The organism is Micromonospora tarensis (assembly GCF_016803395.1).
In the GTDB taxonomy this organism is placed as follows: domain Bacteria; phylum Actinomycetota; class Actinomycetes; order Mycobacteriales; family Micromonosporaceae; genus Micromonospora; species Micromonospora tarensis.
This window is the reverse complement of sequence record NZ_JAEVHL010000013.1, coordinates 1-19,215: the sequence shown is the minus strand read 5'-3', so window position 1 is coordinate 19,215 and position 19,215 is coordinate 1. Positions and strand designations below refer to the sequence as shown.

Sequence of the window (19,215 nt, the reverse complement as noted above, 5' to 3'; positions counted from 1 at the left end):
AGGCGGCACCGTCGGTGATGCCCCGTGACGGGCACCGCATGGGCATCGGCGGGGCGGGGGCTGCCCTACAGTCGTCGGCACGGTCGACGGAAGGACCTTCATGGCCGAGAACGACAAGACGATGTTCCGTACGTCCGCCCGCCTCACCTTCGTGTTCATGCTGCTGATGGGTCTGCTGGCCTGGGTTATCGTCCGAGCCGTGCTGGCACTCATCGCCGGACGGCCGCCGGCCGATTACACGAACATCGCCGTCTCAGGCGTCGTCTACGCCGTCGTCTTCAGCGTTCTCTCGCTTGTGCTGCATCGCAGGAACTGGTCATCGGTCGACGTCACCGGTTCGGCGCTGGGGCTCGTCGAGAAGGGGCGATCGGCCGTCCTCCCGTGGCAGGCAATCCACTCGGCGACGGTTCGCCGCCCTGGCCCGTTCGCCGTCCTCCAGGTCAGCTTGCGCCCAGGAGCGGTCGCACCGCCCGGCATGACGCTTCGTCCACGGATCCGTGCCGGTCAGCCTGTCTACACGGTCAACGTCGGCCTGCTTCGGCCTACGACGGGCGTCCTGCGTACCGAACTTGCCCGCCACCTGCCGCAGGTCACCGCCCGCTCCTGATTTTCCGCCCCCAGGGTCACTAGACACCTTGATCACTACGCTGAGCCGCGGTCCTGCGCGCGCCTGGCCCACTGGGATGCCGGCAGCATAGGAGCAACGGAGCTACCGCACTTGGGTGGTGGCCCTTGGTCGGGTGCCGTCCTACCGGCAGTTACGTTCCATTCGGAGCAGCGACACACCGCTGTTTACCTGCTCAGGCCCCCCTTCATCCTCGCTGGCGTCGACGCTCCCGACGGCGTCACGCCCGGCCGCTGGTGGACCCACTACGTCGTGAGTGAGTACACCCCTGGCCGGTTCCGCCTCCGCGACAGCCGCGCCAGGTAGGTCTCCGGCCCGGGTGCGGTCGGTGTGCCGAGAGCACCAAGGTCCGCAACTTCCCGGATGGCGCTGCCTCCAACCGGCGGGAGACAGCAACATCCTCGATGCCGCGCGGTCGTGGGACGAGAAGACGCGGATCAGCCAGGCGGGGGCGGGCACTCCACTACCGCTATCGAGTTGCCGGCGAACAGCCCCAGGTGCGGGTGCCCGGAGAAGATCTGGACCGCCTCGTCGTGCGAGTCCACTTCGACAATGGTGTAGCCGGTCAGGGCGTCGGTGAAGTCCTCGACACCCTCCGCGGTGACCAGCTTCTTCGCGTTGAGCGGAGCGCCGGGGTCGACGATGGCCTTCTCGTTGGCCTGCGCCCACGACGCCCAGGCGTTGAGGAATTCGGCCTGCTGCTGGTCGGTGAGGTCGGCCTTGCCGACCTCGTCAGCCGCGCCGTTGAAGAGTGCGAGGAACCTGCCCATCCGCGCATCCTAGCGGCGGCCCGCCCAGGCGGGCGTGCCATCGATCACGGCTTGTCCGCCGGTGGCACCATCGCTCAGATGAACGTTCGCCGCCTGGCGGCCATCGACATGTACGGCAGCCGGGGAACCACCCGCCGACGGCGCATCATTCTCGCCGAGTTCCTCGTCGGCGTGTGGTGCTGATGGTGACGTGGGGCGGCTGGCTGCTGGCCTCGTCGGACGGCTTCGCCACCCGCACCCTCGGCCTGTGGTTGATCGGCGCGGGTCTCAACTACGCACCACTGTCCCTGTACGCGCTCGCCCTGATCAGGCCCGGTGCCCTCGACGCCGAACTGGCCGGCGTCGACACCGGCGGGGAGCTGCGCCGGTACGCGGTGCTCCAGCTCTGGGTCTTCGTGCCGCTCGCACTCGTCGTGTTCGCCGTCCGCGACGCACTGGCCCGGCGCGGGGCACGGACGACAACTCCCTGAGTGAGGCGTCAGCTCTTGGCACGCTGCGGCTCGTCGACTCCTGACCTAATCTATCGATATCAGTCGTTGCTCCCGCAGGTGCACGACGGCTGGCCGACCCGATCCGGGTCCGACCTTCGGCCAGCTCACGTCGAGGAGAGGAATCCCGATCGTGAACCCCGACAGTCGAACCCTTCCGCGACTCCTCTCCGGCCTGATGGCCGCCGTGCTCGCCATCGGCCTGTCAGTGGTCGGCGCTGGGCCGGCGACGGCCGGGCAGACCGGCCTGCGGGCCGCCGACCCGAGCGTGATCCGCGTCGGCGCCACCTACATCTCCGTCCAGTCGCTCAACGGCGGGATCGCCGTCCGGCAGGCGGCCTCCCCGGACACGTTGGCCGCCGCGACCGCGCGGCAGGTGTGGACGGACAGCCGCAACCTCGGTGAGGTCTGGGCCCCGGAGATCGTCACCGATGGTGGCCGCTACTACATCTACTTCTCGGCCGGGCGTGGCAGCGCCCACCGCATGTACGCGATCCACTCGGCGTCGCCGGCCAGCGGCTACACGGCCGAACGACAGCTCGCGCTGCCTGACGGCAAGTGGGCCATCGACGGCAGCCTGTTCACCTTCAACGGTCAGCGGTGGTTCGTCTGGTCGGGGTGGGCCGGCGACACCAACATCGAACAGAACATCTACCTCAGCCGGATGAGCGACCCGCTCACCCCGACCGGCAACCGGTACGTCATCTCCCAGCCACGGGAGAGCTGGGAGCGCGTCGTCGGCAACCCGTTCATCAACGAGTCCCCCGAGGCGATCAGGGACCCGAACGGACAGCTGCACATCGTCTACTCCGCCAACGGCAGCTGGAGTGACCAGTACTGCCTCGCCGACCTGCGACTGCGCGCCGGCGGCGATCCCACGTACGTGTGGGACTGGTACAAGTCGAACGGCTGCCTGTTCGGCTCGAACCGGGCCACCATGATGACCGGCTGGGATCCCACCCTGCACGTCAACGGCCCCGGTCACCACAGCTTCGTGCTGCTCAACGGCGACATCGCCACCAGCCCGCCCGCCGGGCCGAGGTTCCCGCTGATGTTCCACGCGGTACCGAAGGGCACCGCGTACTCGTGGGCGAACCGGTACTGGTACACCGGCACGTTCTGCTGGTGGGGCAACACCACCTACCGCCGTGCCAACGTGCCCGGCCCGACCACCGACACCGGATTCAGCCTCAAGTTCTTCGAGTGATCCGTGCTGTGCACGCTGGAGGTACGCCCGCGCGACATCGACCAGGCACCCGCTCGGCCGGCAATCACCGCAACGCCTCCCGGCGACCACCGCCGCGTGTCGTCGTACCGAATCGTTTATCGGGACCGGCGGCGTCGGTAGCTGATGACCGCCAGGGTGGCGGCGGCGCCGGTGACGGCGAGAACTGGTAAGGGTTTTGTCCGCACCGAGCTGCCGATCCTGGTGGTCATGGCGCGAGCGGAGGTGACCAGTGACGACTCCGCCTTGCCGGCGGTCTGCGCGCTGGCTTTTGCCGAGCCCTGTATCGCGCCGACGGTGTGCTGTGATTTCTGCCTGACCGACGTGACACGCTGGGAGGCCTTCTGGCTCACCGTGCGGGCGAGCTGCGTGGCTCTGGTCTTCGCCGACTGCCGGCCTCGGTGACCCGCCCTCGGAGTCCGCCGACGGCGGTGGTGGCTTTGCTGCGTGCCCGGGTTTTGACGTCGGCCTTGGCGGTCAGTGCGGCTACGGTCTCGCCGAGTTCCGCGCGGGTTTGCTGAATGTCCCGCCGGGTCTGGTCGCCATTTCCGGACGGCGTGCTCATGGCTGCCTCCGACCCGCTGCGCCACGTATCGTCTCCGCGTCGGCTCGCACACTGTCCATGGTGGCTGCCGGCGTGGCGGGCATGGCCTGGCTGACCTGCTTCTTACCGCGTTGGGCGGCGATGGCGGCGGCGATGGCCAGGATCACCGTGACGATCAGGGTGGCCACAGCGTCGGGCATGATCGCGGCCAGGGCCACCACGACCGTGGCGACGGCGGTCCCGCCGGCGAAAATGCCGAGTATCGCGCCGCCGCCGAGCATTCCCGCGCCGGCGCCCGCGCGTTTGCCCTTGGCGGTCATCTCCGCCCGTGCCATGGTCAGCTCGTCGCGCACCAGGCGGGTGATCTGCTCGGTGGCGCGCTGCACCAACTCTGCGACCGGCGTGTCAGCAGACGCGGCGCCGGGATTGCCGCTAGGCCGTTCTGACATCAGTATTCTCATCTCTCTCGCACACCGCAGTGGTTCCAGGGCTGCCCGGGTCAGCCGTGCTGTGCCGCAGACGTGTTCACGGGTCCCTGAGGCGAGGCGTCGAAACGCCCGCCGAGCGGCGGAGCGATGCTCTCGTCGAGCTGCCCAGCGACATCACCTGTCGGGAAGTCACCATCCTGCCGGGCACGTCGCAGCGTGAGCATGCCCGCCGCTCCGGTCAGCGTCCCGGCCGCGAAGGCGAGGATGAGTGCTCGCCTCGCAGTAGGCCTTCTCTTGCGTGCCATGACTACCCCCTGGATCCAACGTGGCTGCATAGTGCTGATTGTCGGACTCGACGAACCAAGCTCGCAGCCAATCGGCAGACTTACACGAGGTCGGGCATTGCTCGCGTATCAGTCGCCGGTTTCCTCTTGCGCAGACGCGGCTGTGAGGAAGACTGGGGCATCAGCGGGGGTTTGCTTGTCCGACCACGGACGAAGTGCGCGAGTGCCTGGTCTTGGCCGACGGCGGAGCCAGCGAGCTGATCGGCGTGGCTGACAAGGAGTGGCGACGTTGAGTGATACGGATCTTGGCACCCGCAGCGACCGGGGTAGCGAGTACGCCGACCTTTCCCGCCTGGTCCGAGACGCGGGCCTCCTCGACCGACGACCCCGCCGCTACGCGGCCCGGGTGACGGTGCTGCTGGCTTGTCTCGTACTGATGGGCGTGCTGTTCGTGCGGCTCGGGCCGTCGTGGTGGCAGACGGCCACCGCGGCCGGCGTCGCGGTGCTCCTCGCGCAGCTGGCGTTTCTCGGTCACGACGCCGGGCATCGGCAGATCTTCCGCTCCCGCCGGGCGAACGACGTGGTCGGCCTGGTGTGCGCCAACCTGGTGACCGGGATCAGTTTCGGCTGGTGGGTTGACAAGCACAACCGCCACCACGCGAATCCGAACACCGAAGGCCGCGACCCCGACCTCGTGGTGGCTCCGCTGTCCTTCACCCCGGGCCAGGCTGCGGCGCAGCGCGGCCTGCGGGCGCTGTTCGTCCGGCACCAGGCGGCGCTGTTCTTCCCTCTGCTGCTGGCGGAGGGTCTGCATCTGCACGGCGCCAGCGTCCGGGCGGTCGTCCGTCGCGGCGGACTCAGGCGTCGGCGAACCGAAGCTGGCCTGCTCGTCCTGCATTTCGCCGGCTATTTCGGGGCCGTGTTCCTGGTCCTGAGCGTTCCGCAGGCGATCGTGTTCATCCTGGTCAACCAGGCCGTGTTCGGGCTCTACCTGGGCAGCTCCTTCGCGCCGAACCACAAGGGTATGCCCATCCTGACCGAGGCCGACAACCTCGACTACCTACGCCGCCAGGTCCTCACCTCCCGCAACGTGCGCGGCGGCCCGTTCCTCGACGCACTACTCGGTGGGCTCAACTACCAGATCGAACACCACCTCTTCCCCAGCATGCCCCGACCCAACCTCCCCCACGCCCAGCCGCTGATCCGTCAGTTCTGCGCGGAACACGACATCGCCTACCACGAAACGACCCTCATTCAGTCCTGGGCGCAGGGGCTGGCACACCTACGGGCAGTGGGCACCGGATCGACCCGACCGGGCAACGGCTGAGACTGGTTGGCTACCTTGATCTTGCCGGGCTGGCCGGGGTCGCGGTCGCCTGGCTGATCGGATGCTGCGGCCGGCCAGGGGGAACCGGTCGGGCGGTGCGCTCAGACCGGTCAGCGGGTGAGGCCAACGAGCGTCGCCAGTCGCGCCACGCCGGCCGGCGCCGGCTGCACGCGGGCGACATCGACGATCACGGTACGCGCCAACGGCCGGCACCGAACCTCAGCCGGCGCGACATTGTCGGCGTCCACCAGCGCCCGCGCCGCCCCGCGTAGGTCACCCATCTGGAGGTACGCCCGCGCAACATCGACCAGGTACGCGCCCCGGTACTCGGCCGGCAACCGCCGCCACCCCTCCCGCCGCACCACCGCCAGGTGCCTTTGCAGCGCCTCGTCGGCGTCACCCCGGCGCACCGCCACCAGCACCCGCGCCACCTCGACGGCCACCGGCCCGAAGCCGGTGCGGTGCGTGTCGTCGTACCCCCGAAGGCTGGCGGCGACGCCGGCGGCCCGGTCGGTCAGCTCGTCGGCGCGGCGGTGCTCCCCGCAGCCGGCGGCAGCCAGCGCGGCCTGCACCAGCAACGTCCCACCCACCGCCCTCCCCCGGTGATCGCCTTCGCCCTCGACCCCGTGATCATGAGGCTTGCGGGCGCTTTGATCTCCAAGAGCGCCGCTAACCTCATGATCACCGGATTGGGTTGGAGGTGGAAGGACGCGGTCGGCGGCGGGGAGCAGCGCGGCCAGGGCCAGGCGGTCGCGGTCCTGTGCGCGGAGCGCTTGGCCTACCGAGATGGTGGCCGCCGCCGCGAGGAGTGGATCGTCGCCGGCGGCGGTCATCGCGCGGTCGGCGGCCAACCAGCCCAGGTTGGCCTCGCCGAGCTTGACCAGCAGCGACGAGGTGATCCGGTACGCCTGCACCAGCAGCTCCGCCGACCGCGCGCCCTGGGCGGCGTCGAGCAGACCCGGCACCACCCGCACCAACTGCCCGTAGTGCGCGTGCTGGTAGGTCAACCAGGCATGCCCGACCTGCCTCCTCAGCTCGTCCGACGGCTGGTGTGGGGCTCGCGGAATGTCATAGCGGGCGAGCGCGGCCCGGATGTCGTCCACTCCGTCCGGCGTGCCCGCCGGGGTGCTGGGCGGCTGGCCGAGCAGCACCTCCGGGTCGACCCGCAGGACGTGGGCCAGCTCCTGGATCACCGAGTACCGGTCCAGGGTGCGCGCACCCCGCTCGATCTTGTCCACCCAGCTCTTCGACCTGTGCAGCCGGTCGGCAAGCATTTGCTGCGTCATCGACCGCCGCACCCGCCAGCTTGCGACGCGGCGGCCGATCGGGAGGTCATCGCTGGTCACGCCGCCACCGCCGGTCCGGGACCGCGCGGGTCGTGTCCTCCACGGGTACGCGCTCCGCCTCGGCTTGGGCGAGGAGGCGCTGCTTGGCAGCCTCCCGCTCGGCCGTCTCACTGTTGTTCTCCGGAGCGTAGTCGCCCTGGCCGCTCATCCCCGCCTCCTCCGCTGGAGGCCCAGCAGCTCAGGATCGACCGTTGCCGCACTGGACCATCAGGACGTGCTCACGTCCCAAACCGGACAGTAGGGCGGATTGGTGATGGGGTGATTACTGGCAGTTATGCGGCCAGGTTGATGCCGATGCGGCCGGCGAGCAGGCGCAGCTCGTCGGGGATGGCTCGACGCTGGGCGCGCTGCGCCAACGTCACCACGGCGTCGCGAGCGAGCGGGTTGATCGCAAACGGGATCGGCGCTGCCCGCTCAGCCTGCACGAACGCGGCGAGGGCTTCGGCGTCGCGGCGACCGCCGTCAGCCAGGGCGCGACCGAGGTCAAGCCAGTAGGACTGCTGGCGGATCGACGCTGCGAGCACCTGCGGCCGGACCGTCCGGGACAGCTCGATGACCCGGCCGGACTCGCCTTGCTCGGCGGCGATGGACATCTCCCACAGCCCGACATTGGTTGGTCCGAAGCCGCAGCCGTTGAAGCCCGCACCGTCGACCGGATCTCCGAGGGTCGCCGCCTCGCGAGCTGCTTCTGCGAGGTGATCGCGGGTGACATCCAGGCGACCGCTCACGGCCGAGGTCAGCGCAGCGGAAAGGTGAAGTTGTCCGAGCATCTGTCGGACTCGCTCGTCGCCGGCGTCGGCTTGAAGCTCGGTCAAGGATCGGTCGGCAGCGCGGGCCGCGACGGGTGCGGACTCGATCGGCAAGCTCTGCGCGTAGGCGAAACGGGATGCCGCGATCCACGCCGGGTCCTCAGCGGCCTCGGCGACCGTCCCGGAAAGCCGGGCAGCGTTGAGAGCCAGGTGGCGGTATCCGAGGTTCCGCAGACAGGTGGCCGCTTGGTAGGCCACCTGAACGAGGGTGGTGCCGCCCACGGCGGCGGCTTCGAGCAGCAGGACCGGGAGCAACCGCGCCATAGCCGGGTAGTTGCACGAATTGCGGAGCTGGTCGGCTCGGGCGATCTCGGCCGCCAGGCGCTCCGCTGTGTAGGTCGACGGGCGACGCTCGCCGTCCTCGATCTCGATCAGGGCCGACCAGATCGCCGGCACGCACTCGGCGGCACTCTCACGAGCCGGATCGCCGGGTTCGGTGCCCTGGCCGAGCAGGTCGGCCACCGTGACCTGAAGTGCGGCGGCGAGAGCAACCAGAGTGGAGCGACGATCGATGGTCTTGCGGCCCGATTCGACCTGCGAGATGTAGGACTGGGTGACACCGGCGAGCCCGGCGAGGACGGCCTGGGTCATGCCGCCCCGACGCATCCGCCAGTACCGGATCCTGGCACCGATGGTGTCTGGCTTCGTCACCATGCTTTCGCCAACCCCCAGGTAGAGGACCGGGACAGCCACCACGCCATGCTGCCCCCGCACGATGGACGGTACACCGACAAGGCGTGCACGTGACGGCAGCCACTACAGAGATTGGCTCGGCTCGGTTTGCGCGTTGTCATCCATCGACGATCCCGCATCATTTCTTCCTTGCCAGGGAAGCTCCTTTCTATAAGCGGGCGATCCTTCGAACCACGCCCCCTGCCGCTCGTTGCCATATATCGATTCATACTGCACGTGAATCCTGATCCGCTGGGTCACCGCCGCCCAAAATTCGGCATCTCTCGTGCGGTCGTAGTCCTCTACCGCAAGGATCATCAGTTCCTGGCCGACCGGAATAGGCTTACCCGGGCGAAGGGTCGAAAAATTTGGCCAGGCCGCGAACGTGTCGCGCAGCGGATCGACAACCTGCTTCTCCCATGGCCCGACTTCCTCGCCGTCGAAGTACAGCGTAGTTGCCCGAATGATAGCCGGGCCAAGGCCGGCATTTCGGATTCGAATGCCTGCCAGGCCACTGTTCAACCGGAGGCAGTCCAGGCTCAACAATGGACGAACCGATTGGAAGTTGTGCCGTCGGCTTGCTCTTGCCTCCGTGATCGAAACCACAAGTGAAGCGACGGCGATCACCGTTGCGCAGATGGCAGTAACCGAGTTCGCGTCCACGGCTCTCCTCGTCACAGGGTGCGTCGAGCATGCCATCAGTCAGGAGGCACTGACTTCCACGCTACGTCGCTCGGGCAAACTGAAACGGTCGCGCTGTCAGTTTGTGGTCACGTGCCACCGACGGATCGAGCGTTGCCGCCGGGGCCCTCGGACGTGCTCACGTCCCAGACTGAACAGCAGGAACAGTGATGCTTTAAATACGGGCAGTTACGAGGCCAGATTGATGCCGATGCGGCCGGCGAGCAGGCGCAACTCGTCGGGGATGGCTCGGCGCTGGGCACGCTGAGCCAAGGTCACCACGGCATCACGGGCGAGAGGATTGATGGCGAACGGGATGGGCGCTGCCCGCTCAGCCCGCACGAACGCAGCGAGAGCCTCAACATCTCTGCGACCGCCGTCCGAGAGCGCTCGGCCAATATCAAGCCAGTAAGACAGTTGGCGATTGGATGCCTTGAGCACCTGAGGCCGTATCGCCCTGGACAGTTCTATCACCTTGCCGGACTCGCCCTGCTCTGCCGCAATCGACATCTTCCAGAGCTCGACGTTCGTAGGACCGAAGCAGCAACCGTTGAAGCCGCCGCCGTCGGCCGGATCGCCCAGCCTTTCCGCCTCGCGCGCGGCTTCGGCGAGGTGGTCACGAGCGACATCCGGACGAGCATCCACTGCCGAGGCAAGCGCAGCCATGAGGTGGAGCTGGCCGAGCATCTGCCGCACCCGAACGTCGGCGGCATCTCTCTGAAGCTCCACCACAGACCGGTCGGCAGCTGTGGCCGCTAGGCGCGCGGATTCGATCGGCAGGCTCTGCGCATACACGAAGCGGGAGGCGCCGATCCATGCCGGGTCCTCGACATCCTCCGCAGCGGATACGGATATCCGAGCGGCGTTGAGGGCCAAGTGGCGATAGCCGAGGTGCCGGATACAGGTAGAGGCCAGGTAGGCAACCTGAGCGAGCGTCGTCCCGCCCACGGCGGCGGCTTCGAGCAGTAGGCCCGGGAGCAACCGGGCCATCGCCGGGTAATTACAGGCGTTGCGAAGTTGGTCGGCTCGGGTGATTTCGGCCGCCAAGCGGTCAACCGCGTAGGTCGCCGGACGGCGTTCGCCGTCCTCAATCTCGATCAGAGCCGACCAGATGGCCGGCACGCATTCGGCAGCGCTTTCGCGGGCCGGATCGCCGGACTCGGTGCCTTGGCCGAGCAGGTCAGCCACCGTCACCTGGAGCGCTGCGGCAAGAGCGACCAGAGTGGACCGACGGTCGATGTTCTTCCGACCCGACTCCACCTGCGACACGTACGACTGAGTGACGCCAGCGAGCCCAGCGAGGACGGCTTGAGTCATGCCGCCACGGCGCATACGCCAGTACCGGATCCTGGCACCGATGGTTTCTGGCTTTTTCGCCATGCCTACGGCCACCCCCAGGTCAAGGACTGGGCAGCGGCGCTAAGCCGCTACCCACGCACGCTACACCGCAGAGCACCGAAGTAGTGACGCTGAGCGGGAACGTGCTGCTGCCCCTGGCACGCCGCACCACCGAACAGTCACCGCTCAGCAGGGGCTGAACCCGCGGTCGGCGTTACCCAACGTGATCCTGGTTGGGTGTCCCGCAACCAGTGCAGTCAACAAGATTTTAAGTAGAGCTATCTCGACAGTTTCGCTAGCGTCAGCAGGCCCTGCGCGACGTGGTCCGCGAACCGGTCAGCACCGCAGCCTGGGAGAGCTAACCGTCCGTTGCCCGAGAACGGAGGCACCGAGCGATGATGATAGTAATCTTCGACAAGGACAGAGAGTGGTATATCAGGGGGGCAACGTTCGACCTCATCGTCGAGTCCATGCCGGCCGGCATGATCACTGACGACGATCTGGCCCTGCACCTGCTACCTGCCAGCGCGATGTCATATCTCAACATCGTCGCTTTAGGACCGGAACGCGGCAGCAGAATAAGCGCCGCGTTGCAGGCTGGCGTCAATCGGTGTCTTAGTCAGGTGGATGAAGATCGTCCCGATATTGTCGAATTCTACAAGAATTTGCTGACAGTCGCTTCCGGTCAGGACAGCCGGTAGTATCCCGGTCGTCCGCTGAGAGCTTCACGCGGCGTTCAGAGCGCCACGATCGCCGCAGTCTCCGCTGGCAACTGGATCCGGTCCCGCATCACCGTGACGCCCTCGCCCGTAGCCAGCAGCACCCGCCGAGCCACCCCGGGCAGCGACACCCCCTGGCCCCGCCCAGCAAAGTTGGCGACAACCAGAGTGTCCCCCCGCCGCATCAGCAGGAACTGGTCCCCGTGCTGCACCGAAACCGCATGCATCCGAGGATCAGACAGGTCAGGCAGAGACCGCCGCAACCCGATCAACCGCTGGTAGAACGCCAACATCTCCCGGTGCTCAGGCTTATCCAGCTCCGCCCAGTCCAACCGCGACCGCACGAACGTCTCCGGGTCCTGCGGATCGGGCACGTCCCCCTCCGGCCACCCGTGCGCCGCGAACTCCCGCCGCCGCCCGTTCCGCACCGCGGAAGCCAACTCCGGCTCCGGATGCGACGTGAAGAACTGCCACGGCGTGGAAGCCGCCCACTCCTCCCCCATGAACAGCATCGGAGTGAACGGCGCGGTCAGCAGCAGCACAGCCCCCACCCGCAGCAACGCAGGCGACAACGACGCCGAGATCCGATCCCCGGTAGCCCGGTTCCCGATCTGATCATGGTTCTGCAAGTAGGCCACCAGCCGATGACCAGGAACGCGGGCATCCAGCGGCCGACCGTGGTGACGATTACGGAAGCTCGACCACGTCCCCGCGTGGAAGAACCCACCCGTCAGCACGTCCGACAGCGTCTCCAGGGAGCCGAAGTCGCCGTAGTACCCCTGCCGCTCCCCGGTCAGCAGCGTGTGCAGCGCGTGGTGGGCGTCGTCGTTCCACTGGGCGTGCAGCCCGAACCCGCCCGCCTCCCGAGGCGTGATCAGCCGGGGATCGTTGAGGTCGGATTCGGCGATGAGGGACAACGGCCGGCCCAGGTGCGTCGACAACGACTCGACCTCGATGGCCAGCTCTTCGAGCAGCGGCACCGCGCGGGTGTCGGGCAGCGCGTGCACGGCGTCCAGGCGCAGCCCGTCGATGTGGTAGTCGCGCAGCCACATGAGCACGCTGTCGATGATGTAGCGGCGGACCTCGTCGGAGTGCGGGCCGTCCAGGTTGACCGAGCGGCCCCAGCTGTTGCTCTGCTCGGCCAGGTACGGGCCGAACCGCGGCGCGTAGGCCCCGGAGGGCCCGAAATGGTTGTAGACAACGTCGAGGATCACCCCCAACCCGCGAGCGTGAGCGGCGTCGACGAACCGTTTCAGCCCATCGGGGCCGCCGTAGGGCTCGTGCGGGGCGTACCAGCAGACCCCGTCGTACCCCCAGTTGTGTTCGCCGTTGAAGGCGTTGACCGGGAGCAGTTCGATCAGGTCGACACCGAGGCTGACGAGGTGGTCGAGGCGGTCGATGGCCGCGTCGAAGGTGCCTTCCGGGGTGAAGGTGCCGATGTGCAGCTCGTAGAGGATGCTGCCGGGCAGTTGCCGGCCGGTCCACGCGCTGTCGGACCACGCGTAGGCGGCGTGGTCGTAGCGGCGGCTCGGCCCGTGCACCCCCGCAGGCTGCCACGGTGACCGGGGGTCCGGCAGGGCGGTTTCCTCGTCGTTCAGCAGAAAGGAGTAGTCGGCGCCCGCGTCGGGCACCTCGACCCGCCACCAGCCGTCGGCGGTGGCGCGCATCTCGTGGTCGGTGTCGCCCGCCAGGCGCAGTCGCACCCGCGTCGCGTCCGGTGCCCAGACGGTGAATTCGGTCATGACGCAGCCTCCACGGAAGCGGTGGGAGGAGCCAGCAGCGCGACGGGATAGTCGGCCAGAAGGTCGTGCAGCGGCGTCTCCCCGCCACTGTAGACCCGGCCGGTGAACAGGTCCTTCATCTCGTTAACAGGAAGCGACAGGGCTGTGTCACACCAGCCACCGGCCCGTGCCAGACCCAGCGGGAGCCGGGTCGCCACGGCGATCACGCCACCCCTGTCGAACGCCACCACGTGCCGGCTCACCGGCCCGTGCGCCGGCACCGGCCGGTAGGAGGTGAACAGCTCCGGGTGCGCCCGCCGCAACCGCAGCGTCCGCGACACCACGAGCAGCTTCGCCGCTCCGTCGGTGTCGACCGGGGGACGCCAGCCGCCGTCCAGGCGTGCCAGCATCTCCCGGCGTACGTCGAAGTCGACCGGCCGGCGGTTGTCCGGGTCGACCAGGGAGTTGTCCCACAGCTCGGTGCCCTGGTAGGTGTCGGGCACGCCGGGCATGGTGAGCTGGACCAGCTTCTGCCCGAGTGAGTTGCACCAGCCGGCCGGGGTGATGGCGGCGGCGAGTTCGGTCAGCTCGTCGTGCAGGCTCGGGTCGTCGTACATCAGGTCGACCACGTCGTGCAGCGCCTGCTCGAAGGCCGGGTCCGGGTCCGCCCAACTGGTCGACGCCGCGGCCTCCCGGGCCGCCTTCTCGACGTACGCGTGCAGCCGCTCCCGCTCGATCGGCCACGCGCCGACGGCGGTCTGCCAGAGCAGGTGGGCGAATGCCGGGTCGGGCAGCGGGGCGTACTCCATCCAGGCCTTGACCTGCTCGGCCCACCGGCCCGGCAGCTCGCTGAGCACGGCGAGCCGGGCGCGGACGTCCTCGCCGCGCTTGGTGTCGTGGGTGGAGAGGGTGGTCATCGTCGCCGGCCAGCGGACCTGCTGGGCGGTGGCGAAGCGGTGGAACTCCGCCGGCGACACCCCGAAGTACGCGGGGCTGTCGCCCACCTCGTTGAGCGCCACGAACCGGGACCAGCGGTAGAACGCGGTGTCCTCCACGCCCTTGGCCATCACCGCGCCGGTGAGCTGCGGGAACCGCTGGGCCAGCTCGTCGTCGGGGTTGCGCAGCCGGCGGGTGACCGCGTCCAGGGCGACAACCAGGTCGGGGCGGCGGCGGCCGGCCTCGGAGCGGGCGGTGGCGAGGTGCCGGGCGCCGTGCGGCGGGTAGCCCCGGTAGACCGGGAACGCGGCGGCCAGCTCGGCGAGCGCCGCGCGGGCCTGCTCGGTCGGCACCTCGGGAGCGAGGGCGGCCAACCGGGTCAGCTCGGCGGCGAGCAGCTTCGTGGCGGCGGCCAATTTGGTGGCGTGGGTCAGGTCCTCCCAGGAGGTGTGCCGCCCGGTCAGCTGGGTGTCCAGCACGGTGAAGTCGCCCTCGGCGTCGGTGTCGACGAAGAGCCCGCCGACCGCGGCCAGGGAGTCGTAGCCGGTGGTGCCGTCCACCGGCCAGTCCGGCAGCTCCTCGCCGTACTCCAGGATCTTCTCCACCACCAGCCAGGTCTGCGGCGCGGCCTGGCGCAACCGGGCCAGGTAGCCGGCCGGGTCACGCAGGCCGTCCGGGTGGTCGACCCGGATGCCGTCGACCTCCCCGGCGGCGGCCCAGCGCAGGATCAGCTCGTGGGTGGCGGCGAACACCGCCGGGTCCTCCACCCGCAGGCCGGCCAGGCCGGTGATGGCGAAGAACCGGCGGTACGTCAGCTCGGCGTCACCGCGACGCCAGGAGACCAGCTCGTAGTGCTGCCGGTCGTGCACGGCGCGGGCGTCGCCGTCGCCGGTGCCGTCGGCGACCGGGAAGCGGTGCTCGTGGTAGCGCAGCTCCCCGTCGACAAGCTTGAGGTCGTCCAGGGCGGCCGGGTCGTCGGCCAGCACCGGCAGCAGCAGCCGGCCCCGGTCCCAGTCGATGTCGAACCAGTCGGCGTACCCCGAGTCGCGCCCCCGGCGCAGCACGTCCCACCAGGCCGGGTTGGCGGCCGGGACGGCGACCCCGGCGTGGTTGGGCACGATGTCGACGACCAGGCCGAGCTGCTTGTCGCGCAGCGCGCGCAGCAGCCGCTGCCGCGCGGCCTCCCCGCCCAGCTCAGGGCTCACGGCCCGGTGGTCGACCACGTCGTAGCCGTGCGGGGAGCCGGGGGTGGCGGTCAACAGCGGGGCGGTGTAGAGGTGGCTGACGCCGAGGTCGTCCAGGTAGTCGACGATCGCGGCGGTCGCGTCCAGGTCGAACCCGGGGCGGACCTGGACGCGGTAGGTGGCCTTCGGAGGGGTGGCCGGCATCTCAGATCATCCTCTCCAGCACCACCAGGGAGCGGTCCGGCACCCGGATGGTGCCGCCCGCGCTGATCACCGTCGCGTCGTCCGGCTCGGGTTCGGCAGTGCTGATCACCCGTTCCCACTTCTGCCCGTACTCGCTGCCGGGCATGGTGAAGTCCAGCGGCGCGTCGTGGGCGTTGAAGCAGAGCAGGAACGAGGCGTCGTGGTGCTTCTGGCCGTACTGGCCGCGCTCGCGGATGCCCTCGCCGTTGACGAACAGCGCCACCGAGCGGCCGAAGTCGTTGCCCCAGTCCTCGCCGGTCATCTCCCGCCCGTCGGGGGTGTGCCAGGCCAGGTCGGGCAGCGGCTCGTCGGTGCCGCGCCCGCCGACCGGCAGGCCGGTGAAGAACCGGCGACGGCGGAACACCTGGTGGCGCTTGCGGAAGTCGGTGAGCGCGCGGACGAACTCCAGCAGCTGCTCGTCGACGTTGTCCCAGTCGACCCAGGACAGCTCGCTGTCCTGGCAGTAGACGTTGTTGTTGCCGCGCTGGGTGCGGCCCAGCTCGTCGCCGTGGCCGATCATCGGCACGCCCTGCGACAGCATCAGGGTGGCCAGGAAGTTGCGCCGCTGCTTGGCCCGCAGGGCGAGCACCGCCTCGTCGTCGGTGTCGCCCTCGACCCCGCAGTTCCAGGACCGGTTGTGGCTCTCGCCGTCCCGGTTCTCCTCGCCGTTGGCCTCGTTGTGCTTGTCGTTGTACGACACCAGGTCGTTGAGGGTGAACCCGTCGTGCACGGTGACGAAGTTGATGCTGTGGAACGGGCGGCGGCCGTCGTCCTGGTAGAGGTCGGCCGAGCCGGAGATCCTTGAGGCGAACTCGGCCAGGGTGGCCGGCTCACCGCGCCAGAAGTCCCGCACGGTGTCCCGGTACTTTCCGTTCCACTCGGTCCACAGCGGCGGGAAGTTGCCCACCTGGTAGCCGCCCGGGCCGACGTCCCACGGTTCGGCAATCAGCTTCACCCGGCTGACCACCGGGTCCTGCTGGACCACCTCGAAGAAGGTGGAGAGCCGGTCGACCTCGTAGAACTCGCGGGCCAGGGTGGCCGCCAGGTCGAACCGGAAGCCGTCGACGTGCATCTCGGTCACCCAGTAGCGCAACGAATCCATGATCAGTTGCAGCGAGTGCGGGCTGCGTACGTTGAGGCTGTTGCCGGTGCCGGTGTAGTCGACGAAGTAGCGGCGGTCCTCCTCGCTGAGCCGGTAGTAGCTCGGCGCGTCCACGCCCTTGAAGCTCAGCGACGGCCCGAGGTGGTTGCCCTCGGCGGTGTGGTTGTAGACCACGTCGAGGATGACCTCGATGCCGGCCGCGTGCAGCGCCTTCACCATGCCCCGGAACTCCTGCACCTGCTGGCCGGTCCGGCCCAGCGCCGAGTAGCCGTGGTGCGGGGCGAAGAAGCCGATGGTGTTGTAACCCCAGTAGTTGCGCAGCCCCAGGTCGGCGAGGCGGTGGTCGTGGATGAACTGGTGCACCGGCATCAGCTCGATCGCCGTCACCCCGAGCCGGGTCAGGTAGTCGATCATCGGCGGGGAGGCGATGGCCGCGTACGTGCCGCGCAGCTCCTCCGGGATGTCCGGGTGCCGCATGGTCAGCCCACGCACGTGCGCCTCGTAGATCACCGAGTGGTGGTACGGGGTGCGCGGCGGCTTGTCGTTGCCCCAGTCGAAGTACGGGTTCACCACCACCGACTTCGGCATGAACGGCGCCGAGTCGGTCTCGCTCATCCGCTCCGGGTCGTCGAGGTCGTAGTCGTAGACCGCCGGGTCCCACGCCACGTCACCGTCGATGGCCTTCGCGTACGGATCGATCAGCAGCTTGTGCGGGTTGCACCGCAGCCCGTTCGCCTGGTCGTACGGGCCGTGCACCCGGTAGCCGTAGCGCTGCCCCGGCTCGATGCCCGGCAGGTACGCGTGCCACACGTACGCGTCCACCTCGCGCAGCTCGATCCGGCGCTCCGCGCCGGTGTCCCACTCGTCGAAGAGGCACAGCTCGATCCGCTCGGCCACCTCGGAGAAGATGGCGAAGTTGGTGCCCATCCCGTCGTAGGTGGCGCCCAGGGGGTACCGCTCGCCCGGCCAGACCTGCATGTCGCTCCCTCAACCATGGTGATGTGCGCGCCGGCCGACGCTGCCCGCGCGCAAGCGGGTAGTGCCCCCGGCCCGACCGCGCCAATCCATCCTTTCAGCGGTGACCGGAAACCACCCGTCTGATCTGTGTTAAACCCTCAGGTGTCCTCCGTCACGATGGCCGTTTTCGAGATGCGTTCTTCGTCCCGATGCCCTTTCCTTGACCGGGGACAACCGTTCGCGCGCGTCCGCCAGGCCCTCGGCCACCTCTACACCTCTCACTCCGCCGCCACTGACGCCGGCGCGCCCCACCCTGCACGGACGGAGATTGATGTGACGACCCTGCGGGTCGACGAGCAGCTCGCCGCCACCAAGGACCGGGCCCACCGGCCCACCCTCACCTCCCGGCCCCCCGCGCAGCCCGGTCTCGCCGCGCAGCCCGGCACGCCAGTGCCGACGCAGTCCGGCCCCGGGGTGCCCCCGCAGACCCGCCGCATCCTCATGCTCTCCTGGGAGTACCCGCCGGTGCTCGTCGGCGGCCTCGGTCGCCACGTGCACGCCCTGTCGGTGGCCCTCGCCGCCGCCGGCCACGAGGTCACCGTCGTCACCCGGCACAGCGAGGGCGCACCCCTGGAGGAGTACGCCGACGGCGTGCGCATCCTGCGCGCCCCGGAGGACCCGGTCACCTTCCCCCTGGCCACCGGCTCGCTGCTGGCCTGGACGATGGCGTTCAACCACACCCTCACCCGCACCGCACTGCGCGCCACCCAGGCGGGTTCCTACGACGTCATCCACGCCCACGACTGGCTGGTCGCGCACACCGCGATGACGTTGCGCGAGCACCTGGACATCCCGCTGGTGAGCACGATCCACGCCACCGAGGCCGGCCGGCACCAGGGCTGGCTGCCGGAGGAGATGAACCGCACCATCCACGGCGTCGAACAGTGGCTCAGCAGCGAGTCCAACCGGGTGATCGTCTGCTCCGGCTACATGCGCGACGAGGTGAACGCGCTCTTCGGCGTACCGGCCGGGCGGGTCGACGTGGTAGCCAACGGGGTGGAGCCGCACCGCTGGCGGGTGCCCGCCCGCGCGGTCGCCGCCGCCCGGGCCCGGTTCGCCGGGGACGGCCCGCTGGTCACCTTCGCCGGCCGACTGGTGTACGAGAAGGGCGTGCAGCACCTGATCGCCGCCCTGCCCCGGCTGCGGGAACGCCACCCCGGGCTGCGTGCCGTGATCGCCGGCGACGGCCCGTACCGCGCCGAACTGGAGGCCGAGGTGCACCGCCGTGGTCTGGGCGGCATGGTCACCATGCCCGGCTTCCTCGGCGGCACCGACCTGCCGGCGCTGATGGCCGCTTCCGACTGCTTCGCGGTGCCGAGCATCTACGAACCGTTCGGCATGGTGGCCCTGGAGGGCGCCGCGGCCGGCGCTCCCCTGGCCGTCGCCGCCACCGGCGGCCTCGCCGAGATCGTCGAGTCGGGCGTCACCGGGATGACCTTCCGCCCGCACGACCCGGCCGGCCTGACCGACGCCGTGGACGCCCTGCTGTCCGACCCGGACCGTGCCCGCGAGATGGCCCGCCGCGCCCGCCGGATGGTCAACGACCAGTACGGCTGGGCGGCGATCGCCCAGCGCACCGCCGCCAGCTACGCCGCCGCCATCGCCACCGACGCCACGTTCACCAACGAGCGCGCCGAGCAGCGCATGTCCCAGGGACGGGCCCTCCCGGCGCTCCCCCAGGGCAACCTCCTCGCCGCCGCCGGCCTGCGCTGACCCGGCCGGCGCTGACCGGGCTTGCGCCGGCCGGGCTCGCGCT

General features: G+C 69.3%; 18 protein-coding genes. 7 read left to right on the top strand and 11 right to left on the bottom strand.

Annotated elements, in window-relative coordinates:
* Window positions 1-100: 100 nt before the first annotated feature.
* The gene (locus JM949_RS05030; protein WP_203147270.1) at window positions 101-607 is read left to right on the top strand and encodes a hypothetical protein; all 507 of its coding nucleotides are present in this window, start codon (window positions 101-103) and stop codon (window positions 605-607) included.
* Between the two features lie 455 nt (window positions 608-1,062).
* Here the strand turns inward: JM949_RS05030 and JM949_RS05025 are convergent, their stop codons facing one another.
* Window positions 1,063-1,395 carry a YciI family protein gene (locus JM949_RS05025; protein ID WP_203147269.1) on the bottom strand — a complete coding sequence of 111 codons (333 nt, stop codon included), beginning with the start codon at window positions 1,393-1,395 and terminating at the stop codon, window positions 1,063-1,065.
* A gap of 182 nt (window positions 1,396-1,577) precedes the next feature.
* Here JM949_RS05025 and JM949_RS05020 point away from each other — a divergent pair, with 182 nt between their 5' ends.
* The 3 genes from JM949_RS05020 (at window position 1,578) to JM949_RS05010 (ending at window position 3,513) form a co-directional block, all read left to right on the top strand.
* A complete protein-coding gene (locus tag JM949_RS05020; RefSeq protein WP_203147268.1) occupies window positions 1,578-1,865 on the top strand; it encodes a hypothetical protein in 288 nt (95 codons plus the stop codon).
* A 151-nt stretch (window positions 1,866-2,016) separates the two neighbouring features.
* A complete protein-coding gene (locus JM949_RS05015) occupies window positions 2,017-3,090 on the top strand; it encodes a glycoside hydrolase family 43 protein (RefSeq protein ID WP_309232013.1) in 1,074 nt (357 codons plus the stop codon).
* A gap of 144 nt (window positions 3,091-3,234) precedes the next feature.
* The gene (locus tag JM949_RS05010; protein WP_203147315.1) at window positions 3,235-3,513 is read left to right on the top strand and encodes a hypothetical protein; all 279 of its coding nucleotides are present in this window, start codon (window positions 3,235-3,237) and stop codon (window positions 3,511-3,513) included.
* Here JM949_RS05010 and JM949_RS05005 read toward each other — a convergent pair.
* Window positions 3,458-3,673, bottom strand: coding sequence for a DUF3618 domain-containing protein (locus JM949_RS05005; RefSeq protein ID WP_203147267.1), 216 nt, complete (start codon window positions 3,671-3,673; stop codon window positions 3,458-3,460). The two genes, JM949_RS05010 and JM949_RS05005, sit on opposite strands and share 56 nt — an antisense overlap.
* A complete protein-coding gene (locus JM949_RS05000) occupies window positions 3,670-4,101 on the bottom strand; it encodes a phage holin family protein (protein ID WP_203147266.1) in 432 nt (143 codons plus the stop codon). The genes JM949_RS05005 and JM949_RS05000 overlap by 4 nt, the downstream gene beginning before the upstream one ends.
* 552 nt (window positions 4,102-4,653) lie before the next feature.
* On the opposite strand from JM949_RS05000, the gene JM949_RS04995 reads away from it, so the two are divergent.
* Window positions 4,654-5,691, top strand: a complete 1,038-nt coding sequence (locus JM949_RS04995) for a fatty acid desaturase family protein (protein WP_203147265.1) — start codon at window positions 4,654-4,656, stop codon at window positions 5,689-5,691.
* A gap of 110 nt (window positions 5,692-5,801) precedes the next feature.
* On the opposite strand, the gene JM949_RS04990 is transcribed toward JM949_RS04995, so the two are convergent.
* From JM949_RS04990 to JM949_RS04970, 5 genes are all read right to left on the bottom strand, one after another.
* Window positions 5,802-6,977, bottom strand: a complete 1,176-nt coding sequence (locus JM949_RS04990; protein ID WP_238432618.1) for a helix-turn-helix domain-containing protein — start codon at window positions 6,975-6,977, stop codon at window positions 5,802-5,804.
* A gap of 46 nt (window positions 6,978-7,023) precedes the next feature.
* On the bottom strand, window positions 7,024-7,185 hold the full coding sequence (locus JM949_RS04985; RefSeq protein ID WP_203147263.1) for a hypothetical protein: 162 nt from the start codon (window positions 7,183-7,185) through the stop codon (window positions 7,024-7,026).
* 124 nt (window positions 7,186-7,309) lie between these two features.
* Window positions 7,310-8,500 carry a helix-turn-helix domain-containing protein gene (locus tag JM949_RS04980; protein WP_203147309.1) on the bottom strand — a complete coding sequence of 397 codons (1,191 nt, stop codon included), beginning with the start codon at window positions 8,498-8,500 and terminating at the stop codon, window positions 7,310-7,312.
* Between the two features lie 102 nt (window positions 8,501-8,602).
* Window positions 8,603-9,181, bottom strand: coding sequence for a hypothetical protein (locus JM949_RS04975; RefSeq protein ID WP_203147262.1), 579 nt, complete (start codon window positions 9,179-9,181; stop codon window positions 8,603-8,605).
* Between the two features lie 207 nt (window positions 9,182-9,388).
* Window positions 9,389-10,579: a helix-turn-helix domain-containing protein gene (locus JM949_RS04970; protein WP_203147261.1), complete on the bottom strand. Its 1,191-nt coding sequence runs from the start codon at window positions 10,577-10,579 to the stop codon at window positions 9,389-9,391.
* A 353-nt stretch (window positions 10,580-10,932) separates the two neighbouring features.
* On the opposite strand from JM949_RS04970, the gene JM949_RS04965 reads away from it, so the two are divergent.
* Window positions 10,933-11,238 (top strand): hypothetical protein, encoded by a 306-nt coding sequence (locus tag JM949_RS04965; protein ID WP_203147260.1) that lies wholly within the window; start codon window positions 10,933-10,935, stop codon window positions 11,236-11,238.
* 35 nt (window positions 11,239-11,273) lie between these two features.
* Here the strand turns inward: JM949_RS04965 and treZ are convergent, their stop codons facing one another.
* Genes treZ through glgX form a run of 3 tightly spaced genes read right to left on the bottom strand, consistent with a single transcriptional unit; the run spans window position 11,274 to window position 17,420 of the window.
* Complete coding sequence (gene treZ, locus JM949_RS04960; protein WP_203147259.1) at window positions 11,274-12,998, bottom strand: malto-oligosyltrehalose trehalohydrolase; 1,725 nt, start codon at window positions 12,996-12,998, stop codon at window positions 11,274-11,276.
* On the bottom strand, window positions 12,995-15,301 hold the full coding sequence (treY, locus tag JM949_RS04955; protein ID WP_203147258.1) for a malto-oligosyltrehalose synthase: 2,307 nt from the start codon (window positions 15,299-15,301) through the stop codon (window positions 12,995-12,997). Before treY ends, treZ begins: the two co-directional genes overlap by 4 nt.
* 1 nt (window position 15,302) lies before the next feature.
* Window positions 15,303-17,420: a glycogen debranching protein GlgX gene (glgX, locus tag JM949_RS04950; protein WP_203147257.1), complete on the bottom strand. Its 2,118-nt coding sequence runs from the start codon at window positions 17,418-17,420 to the stop codon at window positions 15,303-15,305.
* Window positions 17,421-17,732: 312 nt separating this feature from the next.
* Here glgX and JM949_RS04945 point away from each other — a divergent pair, with 312 nt between their 5' ends.
* The gene (locus JM949_RS04945) at window positions 17,733-19,172 is read left to right on the top strand and encodes a glycosyltransferase family 4 protein (RefSeq protein ID WP_203147256.1); all 1,440 of its coding nucleotides are present in this window, start codon (window positions 17,733-17,735) and stop codon (window positions 19,170-19,172) included.
* Window positions 19,173-19,215: the final 43 nt, after the last annotated feature.